The organism is Massilia sp. BKSP1R2A-1, from assembly GCF_050586525.1.
In the GTDB taxonomy this organism is placed as follows: domain Bacteria; phylum Pseudomonadota; class Gammaproteobacteria; order Burkholderiales; family Burkholderiaceae_D; genus Telluria.
The window spans coordinates 100,353-113,242 of sequence record NZ_JBOBRE010000016.1 but is presented as its reverse complement, the minus strand read 5'-3'; the positions used below and the strand labels follow the sequence as shown (position 1 = coordinate 113,242).

The 12,890-nt window shown below is 63.1% G+C and carries 11 protein-coding genes; all 11 read right to left on the bottom strand.

All coding sequences use genetic code 11. The features are described from left to right. Nucleotides 1-17: 17 nt before the first annotated feature. The 11 genes from dut to ACQ7JA_RS21380 all read right to left on the bottom strand — a co-directional run bounded on the left by dut (nt 18) and on the right by ACQ7JA_RS21380 (nt 12,871). Nucleotides 18-467: a dUTP diphosphatase gene (dut, locus tag ACQ7JA_RS21430; protein ID WP_430901504.1), complete on the bottom strand. Its 450-nt coding sequence runs from the start codon at nt 465-467 to the stop codon at nt 18-20. Between the two features lie 7 nt (nt 468-474). Then, the gene (coaBC, locus tag ACQ7JA_RS21425) at nt 475-1,695 is read right to left on the bottom strand and encodes a bifunctional phosphopantothenoylcysteine decarboxylase/phosphopantothenate--cysteine ligase CoaBC (RefSeq protein ID WP_430901502.1); all 1,221 of its coding nucleotides are present in this window, start codon (nt 1,693-1,695) and stop codon (nt 475-477) included. A gap of 22 nt (nt 1,696-1,717) precedes the next feature. Beyond that, entirely contained in the window at nt 1,718-2,248 is a 531-nt protein-coding gene (lspA, locus tag ACQ7JA_RS21420; protein WP_430901500.1) for a signal peptidase II, read from the bottom strand. 85 nt (nt 2,249-2,333) lie between these two features. After that, a complete protein-coding gene (gene ileS, locus ACQ7JA_RS21415; protein WP_430901498.1) occupies nt 2,334-5,231 on the bottom strand; it encodes an isoleucine--tRNA ligase in 2,898 nt (965 codons plus the stop codon). An 86-nt stretch (nt 5,232-5,317) separates the two neighbouring features. Further along, on the bottom strand, nt 5,318-6,289 hold the full coding sequence (locus ACQ7JA_RS21410) for a bifunctional riboflavin kinase/FAD synthetase (RefSeq protein ID WP_430901496.1): 972 nt from the start codon (nt 6,287-6,289) through the stop codon (nt 5,318-5,320). Nucleotides 6,290-6,588: 299 nt separating this feature from the next. Then, nucleotides 6,589-7,815, bottom strand: a complete 1,227-nt coding sequence (locus ACQ7JA_RS21405; RefSeq protein WP_430901494.1) for a tetratricopeptide repeat protein — start codon at nt 7,813-7,815, stop codon at nt 6,589-6,591. Nucleotides 7,816-7,883: 68 nt separating this feature from the next. Beyond that, entirely contained in the window at nt 7,884-8,318 is a 435-nt protein-coding gene (locus ACQ7JA_RS21400) for an ExbD/TolR family protein (protein WP_430901492.1), read from the bottom strand. 79 nt (nt 8,319-8,397) lie between these two features. Then, nucleotides 8,398-8,826, bottom strand: coding sequence for an ExbD/TolR family protein (locus ACQ7JA_RS21395; RefSeq protein WP_430901490.1), 429 nt, complete (start codon nt 8,824-8,826; stop codon nt 8,398-8,400). Nucleotides 8,827-8,828: 2 nt separating this feature from the next. Further along, a complete protein-coding gene (locus tag ACQ7JA_RS21390) occupies nt 8,829-9,767 on the bottom strand; it encodes a MotA/TolQ/ExbB proton channel family protein (protein ID WP_430901488.1) in 939 nt (312 codons plus the stop codon). Between the two features lie 85 nt (nt 9,768-9,852). Continuing rightward, entirely contained in the window at nt 9,853-10,515 is a 663-nt protein-coding gene (locus ACQ7JA_RS21385; RefSeq protein WP_430901486.1) for an energy transducer TonB, read from the bottom strand. An 832-nt stretch (nt 10,516-11,347) separates the two neighbouring features. Next, on the bottom strand, nt 11,348-12,871 hold the full coding sequence (locus ACQ7JA_RS21380; RefSeq protein WP_430901484.1) for a SpoVR family protein: 1,524 nt from the start codon (nt 12,869-12,871) through the stop codon (nt 11,348-11,350). Nucleotides 12,872-12,890 lie beyond the last annotated feature (19 nt).

Genomic DNA, 12,890 nt, shown 5'->3' with positions numbered 1-12,890 from the left:
CCTCCTTGATCGCTTTGTTATTGTTTGCCGGTGCTGCCGAACCCTCCGGCGCCCCGTTCGCTCGATGCGAACTCCTCCACCACGTTGAAGCCCACCTGCAGTACCGGCACGATCACGAGCTGGGCGAGCCGGTCCATCGGCTGCAGCGTGAAGGTCGTGTGGCTGCGGTTCCAGGTCGAGACCATGAGCTGGCCCTGGTAGTCGGAGTCGATCAAGCCTACCAGATTGCCGAGAACGATGCCGTTCTTATGGCCGAGCCCACTGCGCGGAAGGATCATGGCCGCATAGCCCGGGTCGGCGATGTGGATGGCCAGGCCGGTCGGCACCAGCACTGTCTGGCCCGGCTCGATGGTGAGGGGCGCGTCGATGCAGGCGCGCAGATCCAGGCCCGCGCTGCCGGGCGTGCCGTAGGCGGGCAGCAGCTCCTGCATGCGCGCGTCGAGGATCTTGAGGTCGATGTTCTTCATGTTTTTCTTAAGTCAGCAGCGAGCGCCGTTCCAGGCGCTTCGCGATTTCGGAAACCAGCTGGCGGGCCAGCGTCAGCTTGTCGGCGCGGGGAAGCACGGTATGGCCGGTCTCGTCGAAGAGGATGATGGTGTTCTCATCCTGCCCGAAGGTCTGGGGGCCGATATTGCCCACCAACAGGGGGATGCCTTTTTTCTCGCGCTTGGCGGCGCCATAGGCCATCAGGTTCTCGGATTCGGCGGCGAAACCCACGCAATAGGGCCAGCCCGACAGCGTGGTGGTGGCGGCGACGGTGGCCAGGATGTCGGCGTTCTGCACGAACTCCAGCTGCGGCGCGCCGCCACCCTCGGCCTTCTTGATCTTCTGGTCGCTGGCATTGGCCACGCGCCAGTCGGCGACTGCCGCCACGCCGATGAAGACGTGCTGGCCCTCGATGCCGGCCATGACCACGTCGTGCATCTGCTGGGCCGTCAGGACGTCGATGCGGCGCACGCCGTGCGGGGTCGGCAGGGCGGTGGGGCCGGAAACCAGCGTCACTTCGGCGCCCGCCTCGCGCGCGGCGCGCGCCACCGCATAGCCCATCTTGCCCGACGAAAGATTGGTGATGCCGCGCACCGGGTCGATCGGCTCGAAAGTAGGGCCGGCCGTGATCAGGACGCGGCGTCCGGCCAGCACCTTGTGCTGGAAGGAGGCCACCAGTTCCTCGACCAGCTCGTCCGCTTCCAGCATGCGGCCCAGGCCCGTCTCGCCGCAGGCCTGCGAGCCCGCCGCGGGGCCGAACAGGCAAATGCCGTCTTCCAGCAGCTGCTTCACGTTGCGCTGGGTGGCCGGGTTTTCCCACATCTCGACGTTCATCGCCGGCGCCACATGCAGCGGCACGCGGCGCGGGCGCGCCGTGCACAGGGTCGAGAGCAGGTCGTCGGCCGCACCGTGGGCGAGCTTGCGCATGAAGTCGGCCGAGCAGGGCGCGATCAGGATGGCGTCGGCGTCGCGCGTGAGGTCGATGTGGGCCATACTGTTGGCCATGCGCGCGTCCCACTGGTCCGTATAGACCGGCTGGCCGGACAGGGCCTGCATGGTGACCGTGCCGATGAAGTGGGTGGCCGCTTCGCTCATCACGACCTGGACCTTCGCGCCCCGCTTGACCAGGGCGCGGCATAGTTCCGCCGCCTTGTAGCAGGCCACGCCCCCGGTCAGGCCGAGGACGATCTTCTTGTCCTTGAGATCCATGCTCGTCAATCCTCCAGCGTGTTCAGGACTTGTTCACGCGCCGCAGCTCGTCGACGATGAACAGGAAGGCGCCGACCGAGATGCCGATGTCGGCGATGTTAAAGGCCGGGAAGTGGCCGACGCCGGCCAAGTAAAAATCGAGGAAGTCGATCACGTGGCCGTAGGCCAGGCGGTCGATCACGTTGCCGATGGCGCCGCCCATGATCAGGGCGAGGGCGAAGCAGAACAGGCGCTGGCTGGCGTGCTTCTTCATCAGGTAGAGGATGAAGCCGACGGCCGCGATCGCGATGCCGGTGAAGAAGTAGCGCTGCCAGCCGCCGGCGTCGCCCAGGAAGCTGAAGGCCGCGCCCGGGTTGTAGACCTTGATCAGGTTGAAGAAGCCGGTCAGCGGCACCGTCTCGCCGTAGGCGAAGGTGCGCTCGACGGTGAGCTTGGTGACCTGGTCGAGCAGGATCACCACCAGGGCGATGCCGAACCACGGCAGCAGGCTGGCGGAAGAATTTTTGTAGACGGGCTTGGCGCCCGGCGAAGCTTTTTTGGTTTTGGTGGCCATGATCAGGTTGGTAGTGACCGCCCTGCCGCGCTTCTACGTCAGGCGCGGCAGGGCGGTGGCGCCCCGCAAGAGGCTCAGTTCGGTATCAGGCGAAGCGGCGTGCTTCGCCGTTGCCGAACAGGTTGCTGGTGCAGCGGCCGCACAGGCCGGGATGCGCATGGTCGTGGCCGACGTCGCGGCGGTAGTGCCAGCAGCGCTCGCACTTTTCCGCTTCCGACGGGGTCACGGCCACCGCTTCGTTCGCCGCGTCGCCGACCTGCTCGACGCTGGCCGTTGACGTGATGAAGACGAACTTCAGGTCGTCGTCCAGGCTGGCCAGCAGCGCGTACTTGTCGCCGGCCGCCTTGATCGCCAGCTCCGCCTGCAGCGAGGAGCCGATGGCGCCCGAGGCGCGCACTTCTTCCAGCTGCTTGGTGACGTCGGCGCGCACTTCGCGCAGGGCCGCATACTTGGCCAGCAGGGCGTCGGCGTCCGCGATCGCCGGGAAGGTCCACAGCGTCTGGGTGAAGATGGTCTCGTCCGACTCCTGGAAAGCCTGCTGGCCCGCGAACACGGCCCAGGCTTCCTCGGCGGTGAAGGAGAGGATCGGCGCCATCACGCGCAGCAGGCTGTGCGCGATGTGCCACAGCGCGGTCTGGGCCGAGCGGCGGGCCGGCGAATCGACGCCGGTGGTGTACAGGCGGTCCTTCAGGATGTCGAGGTAGAAGCCGCCCAGGTCTTCCGAGCAGAAGTTCTGCAGGCGGGCGACCACCGGGTGGAACTCGTAGCGCTCGAAGTGCGCGGCGATATCCTGCTGCAGCTTCGCGGTCTCGGCCAGGGCGTAGCGGTCGATCTCGAACAGCTCTTCCACCTTCACGGCGTGCTTGGCCGGATCGAAGTCCGAGGTGTTCGCCAGCAGGAAGCGCAGGGTGTTGCGGATGCGGCGATACGATTCGGTGACGCGCTTGAGGATCTCTTCGCCGATCGACAGCTCGCCCGTGTAGTCGGTCGAGGCCACCCACAGGCGCAGGATGTCGGCGCCCAGCGTATCCGAGATCTTCTGCGGCGCCAGCGTGTTACCCAGCGACTTCGACATCTTCTTGCCGTTCTCGTCGACGGTGAAGCCGTGGGTCAGCAGCGCCTTGTAGGGCGGGCGGCCGTTGAGCATCGAGGAGGTCAGCAGCGAGGAGTGGAACCAGCCGCGGTGCTGGTCCGAACCTTCCAGGTAGAGGTCGGCCGGGAAGGCGGACTGCTCGGCGTGCGAGCCGCGCAGCACGGTCTGGTGGGTCGAGCCGGAGTCGAACCAGACGTCCAGCGTGTCCTTGTTCTTCTCGTAGTTCGCCGCATCGGCGCCGAGCAGGTCGGCAACGTCCAGCTGCTGCCAGGCCTCGATGCCTTTTTCCTCGATCAGCCTGGCGACCTGCTCCAGCAGTTCCGGGGTGCGCGGGTGCAGCTCGCCGGTTTCCTTGTGGATGAAGAAGGCCATCGGCACGCCCCACTGGCGCTGGCGCGACAGGGTCCAGTCCGGACGGTTGGCGATCATGCCCTGCAGGCGCGCCTGGCCCCAGTCGGGGAAGAACTGGGTTTCGGCGATGCCGGCAAGCGCCGTTTCACGCAGGGTGGCGCCGCCGTCTTTCGGGGTGACGTCCATGCCGGCGAACCACTGGCTGGTGGCGCGGTAGACGATCGGGGTCTTGTGGCGCCAGCAGTGCATGTAGCTGTGGTCGAACATCTTCAGTTCGAACAGGGCGCCGGCGGCGCGCAGGGCTTCGCAGATCGGCTTGCTGGCTTCCCAGATGGTGAGGCCGCCGAACAGCGGCAGGGTCGAGGCGAAGCGGCCGTCGCCCATCACGGGTTTCAGGATGTCGTCGTCCTTCATGCCGTGGGCCTTGCAGGACTGGAAGTCTTCCAGGCCGTAGGCGGGCGCGGAGTGGACCACGCCGGTGCCGCTGTCGACCGTGACGTAGTCGGCCAGGTAGACCGGCGACGTGCGGTCGTAGAACGCGTCTTGCGCATGCAGCGGGTGCTTGAAGCGGAGGCCCGCCAAGCTGGCGCCCGGGGCGGTGGCGATCACGCTGCCCTCAAGCTTGTAGCGCTGCAGGGTGGCTTCGACCAGGTCTTGCGCCAGGATCAGCAGGAGCGGCTGGCCGTCGCGCTCGGCCTGGACCAGTGCGTAGGTGACTTCCGGGTTGGCGTTCAGCGCCTGGTTCGACGGGATGGTCCACGGGGTGGTGGTCCAGATCACGATGAAGCCATTGGTGGTCGGCAGTGAAGGCAGGCCGAAGGCAGCGGCGACCTTTTCCGGTTCGGCAAACGGGAAGCCGACGTCGATCGCCGGGTCGCGCTTGTCCTGGTATTCGACTTCCGCCTCGGCCAGGGCCGAGCCGCAGTCGAAGCACCAGTTCACGGGCTTCAGGCCGCGATAGACGTAGCCTTTTTCCAGCAGCTTGCCGAGGGCGCGCAGCTCGTCGGCCTCGTTACCGTAGGCCATGGTCATGTAGGGGTTTTCCCATTCGCCCAGCACGCCCAGGCGGATGAAGCCGGCGCGCTGGCGGTCGATCTGCTCGAGCGCGTAGGCGCGGGCCTTTTGCAGCACCTCGGCCGTCGGCAGGTTCTTGCCGTACAGTTTTTCGATCTGGATCTCGATCGGCATGCCGTGGCAGTCCCAGCCCGGCACATAGGGCGCGTCGAAGCCGGCCATGGTGCGCGATTTCACGACCATGTCCTTGAGGATCTTGTTGACGGCGTGGCCCAGGTGGATGTCGCCGTTTGCGTACGGAGGGCCGTCGTGCAGGATGAACTTCGGACGGCCGGCGGCGGCCTTGCGGATGCGCTGGTAGATCTTTTTCTCTTGCCACTGCTTGACCCAGCCCGGCTCGCGCTTGGCGAGGTCGCCGCGCATCGGGAAGGCGGTATCGGTCATATTGACCGGGTACTTGCTCTCTGGTTTCTTCGCGGCTTTCTGGCCGGCGTTGTTGTTCTGGACTGGTTTGGTATCGGACATAAGGTTTTTCTCTGAATGATTCGGTTCGAGCGCGGCGGGCCGCGCGGTGCGCCGGAGCCGGCGCGTCTACTCAGCCTGGGCTGGCGTCAAATTCGGTCCGTCGCCGTCAGCGCGCCGTTGCGGTGCGCAAAGAAGGCGCGTGCCTGCCGGGCGTCGCCTTCGATCGCGGCGGTGAGGGTGGGCAGGTCGACGTACTTTTCCTCGTCGCGCAGCTTGGCGAGGAATTCGACCCGCACCAGCTTGCCGTAGGCGGGCGCGTTGTAGTCGAAGACGTGGACTTCGAGCAGCATGCGGCCCGCGTCTTCGACGGTCGGGCGCACGCCCAGGCTGGCGACCGCAGGCAGGGGCTGGTCGGCCAGGCCATGCACCTGTACCACGAAAATGCCGATCAGGGCGGGGCGGTGGGCGACGCGCAGGTTCAGGGTCGGGAAGCCCAGGGTGCGGCCCAGCTTCTGGCCGTGGATCACGTGGCCCGACATGACATAGGGATGGCCCAGCAGCTGCTGGGTGGCGGCGAAATCGGCTTCCTTCAGCGCTTCGCGCACTGCGGAAGACGAGATGCGGCGCTCGCCATGCATGACGGCGGACAGGGTCTCGGCCTGGAAGCCGTAGCGGCGTCCCGCTTCCTGCAGCATGGCGATATCGCCCGCGCGTTTGGCGCCGAAGCGGAAGTCGTCGCCCACCATCAGCCATTTGACGTGCAGGCCCTCGACCAGCACGCGCTCGATGAAGTCCTGCGGCGACTGGGAGGCGAAATGCTCGTTGAAGTGCTCGACGATGACACGGTCGATGCCGGCGCGTTCCAGGTCGCCCAGCTTGTCGCGCAGGTTGGCGATGCGGGCCGGGGCTTTCGACAGGTCGCCCGTGCGCCGCGCGAAGTATTCGCGCGGATGCGGTTCGAAGGTCATGACGGCGGCTTCGATACCCAGCTCGGCGGCAGCGCCGCGCACGTGCGCCAACAATGCCTGGTGGCCGCGGTGGACACCGTCAAAGTTGCCGATCGTGAGTGCGCAGGGGGCGCGCGCCCTGTCGTTGGGAAGTCCGCGAAATACCTTCATCAATGGTTCCTTGGCGCTGCCGGACGCTCCGGCGCGAAATAAGGATTATACGGTATGTCGAATGTTGCACAGCAACGTGGGCTTGGCCGTCGATGTCGACCTCCAACGCTTCACACCGCGGTGTCAGGTCTGGTCTGACATTCGGACACAAGCTGAACCGTAGCCCGCGGACGGCAGGAGACCAATGCTGTGTTCGTGTCCAAATGTCAGACCTGACACCGTGGGGGAAGGACTGGGGCGGAGCCGGCGAAAAAAAACGCCGCCTCGAAAGGCGGCGTCGGCATGCTCAAGCGAGGGAATCAGGCAACCGGACGGTTGATTGCCATGATCCAGTAGCGTGCCAGGTCGGCCGAGCCGTCCTTGCCGCCCACGGTCTTGAGGGTGCTGATCGCCTGCTGCTTGCGGCCGGCCGCGGCGTAGGCTTCACCCAGGCGCAGCTTGGCTTCGTCGGCGCGACGCAGGCCGCCGGCCTTGATCGCGGCTTCCATCATCTTCAGGCCCTTGTCGGCCTGGCCCGATTGCACCAGCGCGTAGCCGAGGCCCACCAGGGCGTCGTTGTCCTTGGCGGCCGTGTATTCGGCTTCCAGGGCAGCGACGTTCTTGTTCTGGTCGGCCAGGTTCTTCTCGGCCAGGTCTTTCAGGCGCTTGTGGCGTTCGGCGTCGGCGCCGGTACCCAGCGCGCCGGCCTTGTAGCCCTTGTCGATCACCTTCAGAGCTTCTGCCGGAGCCTTGTCCTGCAGCACGAGCTGGGCCATTTCCATGTACTCGCTCGGCTTCTTCATCAGGTTGTTCGCCAGCTTCAGGCGGTAGACGTCGACCGACAGGCGGCCGGAGAAGCCTGGTTTGCCCTGCACGCGATTCAGCAGGTCGTTCCAGTACTGGGCCTTCGGATAGCCGGCGGCCAGTTTCTCGATCGTGTTGACGTAGCCGGCCTTGTCGTTCTTCTTGAGCTGGATGTTTGCCAGCATGCCGAGCTCGTCTTCGCTCAGGCGGCCGCTCTTCTCGGCATTGCGCAGTTCCTGCTCCAGCGCGGCGACGTTGCCCTGCTTGTAGTAGTTCTGCAGCAGGTAGGCGCGCAGCTTCGGATCGTTACCTTTTTGCAGCAGCTTCTGGATGGTGGCGTTCGCCTTGTTCAGGTCGCCGGCGCGCATATAGATGCCGACCAGGCCTTCCGAGAACTGCGAACGTTCGCCGGCGCTCAGCTTGCCCGAATCGAGCAGTTTTTCGAACGAGCTGGCGGCGGTGCTCCAGTCGCCGGCCGAGGACGCTGCCGAAGCGCGCACGCGCTCGATCAGGAAGCGTTCGTCGTCGGTTTTCGCTGCCTTATCCGCGTCGCGCAGGGCGGCCAGGGCGCCCTTGGCATTGCCCTGTTTCATCAGCGTTTGCGCTTGTTGCAGGGGTTTGCCGACTTCCGGACGCAGGGTGACCGCGGCGTGCACAGGGGCCAGGCCGGCGACCGGCAGGGCGGCGGTGAAACCGAGAGCGGCCATCGCGAGGCCAAGGTGTGCGAGACGGAATTTAATCATCTGAAAACATCCTTCTTCAAAATGGACACGGCAGGGAAACCCTGCCGTGTTGGTCAAACATGCATCGATTACTGGAACTGCTCGTTACCGACCATGCCGATCTTGGTGACGCCGAGGCGCTGGGCGGTTGCCATGACACCGGCGACCACCTTGTATTCGACCAGCTTGTTCGGACGCAGGTGCACTTCCGGCTGGTTCGCCATCGCAGCGACGCTGTTCATCTTGGCTTCCAGTTCCGCGCGATTCGCGACAACCTGGCCATCCCAGAGGATGGTGCCGTCGAAGTCCACATCGATCGTCACGACCACCGGTTTCTCATTCGTCAGCGGTGGCGGGTTGCCAACCGGCATGTTCAGATTGACCGAGTGGTCTTGCTTCGGAATCGTGATAATCATCATGATGATGAGAACGAGCAGGACGTCGATCAGCGGCGTCATGTTCATTTCCATCATCGGTTCCGGATCAGCTCCTTTAGCGGAGCCCGAACCTACGTTCATGCCCATGGTGTTTCCTTTTCAAATGTTGGGGTCTCGGACGCGATATCAAGGTCTCCGAAGAAACCCTGATATCGCGGACAGGGACTTAGCCCTTGTCAGGCGGTTCGATAACGAAACCGACCTTCTGAATCCCAGCACGCTGAGCCGTGTAAATCACCCGGCCGATCGCTTCGTAGCGCGACTGCTGGTCGCCACGAACTTTCACAGCAGGCTGCGGCTGCTTCACCGACTGCTCCGCGAGGAACTTGAACAGCTCGTCCGTGTTCGCGAGGCGCGTCTGGTTGTAGTACATCTCGCCATCTTTGTTGATGGTGATGTTAACGTCTTCCGGCTTGGACTTGGTGACCTGGTTCGATTCTGCAGGCAGGGTAACCTTCTGCAGATTCAGAACCACCGGGCTGGTGATCAGGAAGATGATCAGAAGAACCAACATGATGTCGACTAGCGGCGTCGTGTTGATCTCTGACATCACGGCATCTTCATCTCCGGAATCGGAGCCGACACTCATCGACATGATTAACCAGCCTTCTTGGCACCAGCGGCAGCGTTCGAGGTCGACATGGCACCCGAGATCAGGACCGAGTGAACGTCAGCCGAGAACGAACGGATGTCTTCCATGACCGACTTGTTACGACGAACCAGCCAGTTGTAACCCAGAACCGCAGGAACCGCGACGAACAGACCGAATGCGGTCATGATCAGCGCTTCACCCACCGGGCCTGCCACTTTGTCGATCGATGCGTTACCCGACATACCGATGGCGGTCAGCGCGTTGTAGATGCCCCAGACGGTACCGAACAGACCGATGAACGGCGAGGTCGAACCGACGGTTGCCAGGAACGACAGGCCATCTTGCAGACGCGACTGGACGCGGTCCACGGCGCGCTGGATCTGCATGGTCACCCAGGTCGACAGGTCGATCTGCTCGAGCAGGGCGCCGTCGTGGTGCTGGGTTGCCTTGGTGCCGGTTTCAGCGATGAAGCGGAACGGCGAGCCTTCTTTCAGCTGAGCCGAGCCGGCGGCGATCGACGGAGCTTTCCAGAACTTGGCCGAAGCGTCCTTCGACTGGCGCATGATCTTCTGCTGGTCGATCAGCTTGGTGATGATGATGTACCACGAACCCATCGACATCAGCGACAGGATGATGATGGTGCCCTTGTTGACGAAGTCGCCTTCTTCCCACATTGCCTGGAAGCCGTACGGGTTGTGGACTTCTTCGGTGGCTTCGCCGCCAGCGGCAGCCGGAGCGGCTGCGTCGCCAGCCGGAGCGGCAGCTGCGTCGGCAGCCGGTGCAGCAGCTGCGTCGGCAGCCGGTGCAGCCGCGTCAGCCGCCGGAGCGGTGGCGCCTGCGGCAGGAGCGTCAGCGAAGGCCGGTGCGGAGACCAGGGCCGATGCCGCCGTTACCGAGAACAGGACAGCCGCCAGCATAGCGGACAAACGGGTATTCTTAAACATGCTTCCTCCAAAAATATAAAATAGACAGTTCGCTGAACTAGTGACAACGAAAATCATAGAGTTGAGACGATGTTCTGTCTCGGTTTTATTCCAGCGTCCAGACGTACTGCACCGCTGTCCACGCCTGTTGCGGCTGGCCATCGACCGTGGCCGGCTTGAATCGGCATTTGCTCAGGGCCGATTGCGCGGCCCGGTCCAGATCGCGGAAGCCAGACGACTTCTGCAGTTTGGATTCCATTACTCGACCATCGACACCAATCAGGAACTGCAGGGTCGTGGTACCCGTTTCTTCGTTACGCTGCGACGAACGCGGATATTCCGGACGTGCGCAAGTGTTGAAGTCTGCCACTGCCTCGGTCCGGCTCGGACCGCGCGGTGCTGCTGCCGGAGGAGCTGGCGGCGCCGGCGGTGCCGGAGGGGCCAGGCTGGTCGTCGGCGGCGGCGTGTTGGTTGCGACCGAGATCGCGTTCTGCGGCGGCGGCGGTTGCTGCACCTGCACTTCGACCGGCGGAATGAACGGCGGTGGCGGTGCCTTCATTTCCGGCGGTGGTGGCGGCGGCGGCGTTTCCGGCGGCGGCGGCGGCTTCACCTCTTCGATCAATTTCGTTTCCACAGCCTCGGCCACCTTGCTCACGATCCGGGTACCCAGGCCATTGATGACGGCCCAAGCAACCAGAACGTGCAACAGGATAACAATGGCGAGACCGGTGAAATTCCTACCCGGTTGCTTATCATGCGTAAAATTCATGCCATCTTTCTCCAATACCAACTTTTTTTGTTGCCACTAAACCCACTAAACACGACAAAAAGCCAAGGGCCGCATCCGGGACATCAAAGAATTATACCTACGAATTCTTTTTTGAGGAGACATTTTTACACCGTCGAAAGAGGGCTTAACTGCCTGTAATTGCAGGCAATCAGGCTCATCTATACAACTGCGGCGGCGGGCTGTCCGTGGTCCAGAAAGCAATGGAAAATTGTAATTTTGTGTAGTCTTTCTCCTCCATGTGTGGATCGTCAGGCATGGATGCCGGTTTTGCCAAATTTTTCATGCCAAAATGGACCAGTAGCAAATTTCATATGACGAGTTGCTGATCTTTTTGCAAACTATAGCCAGTTTCGTACAAGCGGTGCGTACCGTTGAGCAGGTCGACATCCCCGTTTTTCCCCGTACGAAGACATAGCTGAAAGTAATGGGAAAACCGCGTCTTGATATGCTTAAGTTGTTCTTTTGGCAATCCTTTCGCACATATCTGCCCCTCATGCATAGCAAAACTACATGGAAACCGGCGTTTTGAACAGTGTGTTTGCGCACCGAAGCGCAAAAAAATTTCTGTGCACTGGTCATTTCCCGGGAAAAGGGTGGCAAAACGCACGGTCGGACGTGGAAGGCAAGGCTGGGTCGGGCGGGTAGGTCGCCGTGGCAGGCGCGGCGCGCCCCGTCTTCCGGGCGCTGGAGGATGCAAGCGGCCCCGCGACAGCGTCCGGCGCGGGGTATGGCCCCAGGTTCGGAGTCTGCCGGCCTGCGGGAAGAGAAAAGGGCCGCCAGAAAGGCGGCCTTCGACCATGGATGATGCGGCTCAGCGGCCGCGTTTCTCGCGGCGGCACTCCAGGAAGCTGACCACGTGCCCGCTCGGATCGACCGTCTCGAGACGCACGTCGAAGCCCCAGAGGCGCGCCACGTGCTTGAGCACTTCCTGGGCCTGCTGGTTCAGCGGACGCCGGTTGAACTGCGTATGGCGCAGGGTGAGGGCGCGGTCGTCGCGGGTGTTGACCTGCCAGACCTGGATGTTCGGCTCGCGGCTGCCGATGTTGTACTGTTCGGCCAGCTTGTGGCGCACGTAGCGGTAGCCCTGCTCGTCGTGGATCGCCGAGATGGTCAGCTTGTCGCTGCGGTCGTCGTCGAGCACCGCGAAGAAGTGGAAGTCGCGGATCAGCTTGGGCGAGAGATACTGGGCGATGAAGCTCTCGTCCTTGAAGTTGCGCATCGCGAAGTCCAGGGTCTTGAGCCAGTCGCTGCCGGCAATGTCCGGGAACCAGGCGCGGTCTTCGTCGGTCGGGTCTTCGCAAATGCGTCGAATGTCGGTCATCATCGCGAAACCGAGTGCATACGGATTGATGCCGCTGTAATACGGACTGGTCGCGGGCGGCTGGTAGACGACGTTGGTGTGGCTCTGCAGGAATTCCAGCATGAAACCGTCGCCAACGATGCCCTCTTTATAAAGGTCTTGCAGGATGGTGTAGTGCCAGAAGGTGGCCCAGCCCTCGTTCATTACCTGGGTCTGGCGCTGCGGATAGAAATACTGGGAGATCTTGCGGGTGATGCGCACCAGTTCGCGCTGCCAGGGTTCCAGCAGGGGCGCATATTTCTCGATGAAGTAGAGCAGGTTCTCTTCGGGCTCGGGCGGGAAGCGGCTCGGCGCCGCGGTCGCCACCTGCTCCTCGCGCAGGGGCAGGGTGCGCCAGATCTCATTGATCTGCGACTGGGCGTATTCCTCGCGCTCTTTTTGGCGCGCCGTTTCCTGGGCCACCGAGAGCTTGGCCGGCCGCTTGTAGCGGTCCACCCCATAGTTCTGCAGCGCGTGGCAGGAATCGAGCAGCTCTTCGACCGCGTCGATGCCGTAGCGCTGTTCGCACTCTGCAATATAGTTCTTCGCAAACACCATATAGTCGACGATCGCGTCGGCATCGGTCCACGTGCGGAAAAGATAATTGCCTTTAAAGAATGAATTGTGCCCGTAGGCAGCATGTGCGATGACCAGGGCCTGCATGGTCAGGCTGTTTTCCTCCATCAGGTAGGCGATGCAGGGATTCGAGTTGATGACGATCTCGTAGGCCAGGCCCATCTGGCCGCGCCGGTAGCTTTTTTCCGTCGACAGGAAATGCTTGCCGAAGGACCAGTGGTTGTACGACACCGGCATGCCCACCGAGGTGTAGGCATCCATCATCTGCTCGGCGGTGATGATCTCGAGCTGGTTCGGGTAGGTGTCCAGGCCGTAGCGCTTGGCCACCCGCTTGATTTCCTCGTGCGCCTGTTCGATCAGGTCGAAGGTCCACTCCGACTGTTCGGGCAGGGCGCGCGGGTTGTTGGGGTCTCTTGGCATGAGGTGCCTCCCTTTTCTC

What these genes read in the sequence shown, in the direction of transcription:
- dut (WP_430901504.1), bottom strand. Translation starts at nt 467, where the DNA reads ATGAAGAACATCGACCTCAAGATCCTCGACGCGCGCATGCAGGAGCTG.
- coaBC (WP_430901502.1), bottom strand. Translation starts at nt 1,695, where the DNA reads ATGGATCTCAAGGACAAGAAGATCGTCCTCGGCCTGACCGGGGGCGTG.
- lspA (WP_430901500.1), bottom strand. Translation starts at nt 2,248, where the DNA reads ATGGCCACCAAAACCAAAAAAGCTTCGCCGGGCGCCAAGCCCGTCTAC.
- ileS (WP_430901498.1), bottom strand. Translation starts at nt 5,231, where the DNA reads ATGTCCGATACCAAACCAGTCCAGAACAACAACGCCGGCCAGAAAGCC.
- ACQ7JA_RS21410 (WP_430901496.1), bottom strand. Translation starts at nt 6,289, where the DNA reads ATGAAGGTATTTCGCGGACTTCCCAACGACAGGGCGCGCGCCCCCTGC.
- ACQ7JA_RS21405 (WP_430901494.1), bottom strand. Translation starts at nt 7,815, where the DNA reads ATGATTAAATTCCGTCTCGCACACCTTGGCCTCGCGATGGCCGCTCTC.
- ACQ7JA_RS21400 (WP_430901492.1), bottom strand. Translation starts at nt 8,318, where the DNA reads ATGGGCATGAACGTAGGTTCGGGCTCCGCTAAAGGAGCTGATCCGGAA.
- ACQ7JA_RS21395 (WP_430901490.1), bottom strand. Translation starts at nt 8,826, where the DNA reads ATGTCGATGAGTGTCGGCTCCGATTCCGGAGATGAAGATGCCGTGATG.
- ACQ7JA_RS21390 (WP_430901488.1), bottom strand. Translation starts at nt 9,767, where the DNA reads ATGTTTAAGAATACCCGTTTGTCCGCTATGCTGGCGGCTGTCCTGTTC.
- ACQ7JA_RS21385 (WP_430901486.1), bottom strand. Translation starts at nt 10,515, where the DNA reads ATGAATTTTACGCATGATAAGCAACCGGGTAGGAATTTCACCGGTCTC.
- ACQ7JA_RS21380 (WP_430901484.1), bottom strand. Translation starts at nt 12,871, where the DNA reads ATGCCAAGAGACCCCAACAACCCGCGCGCCCTGCCCGAACAGTCGGAG.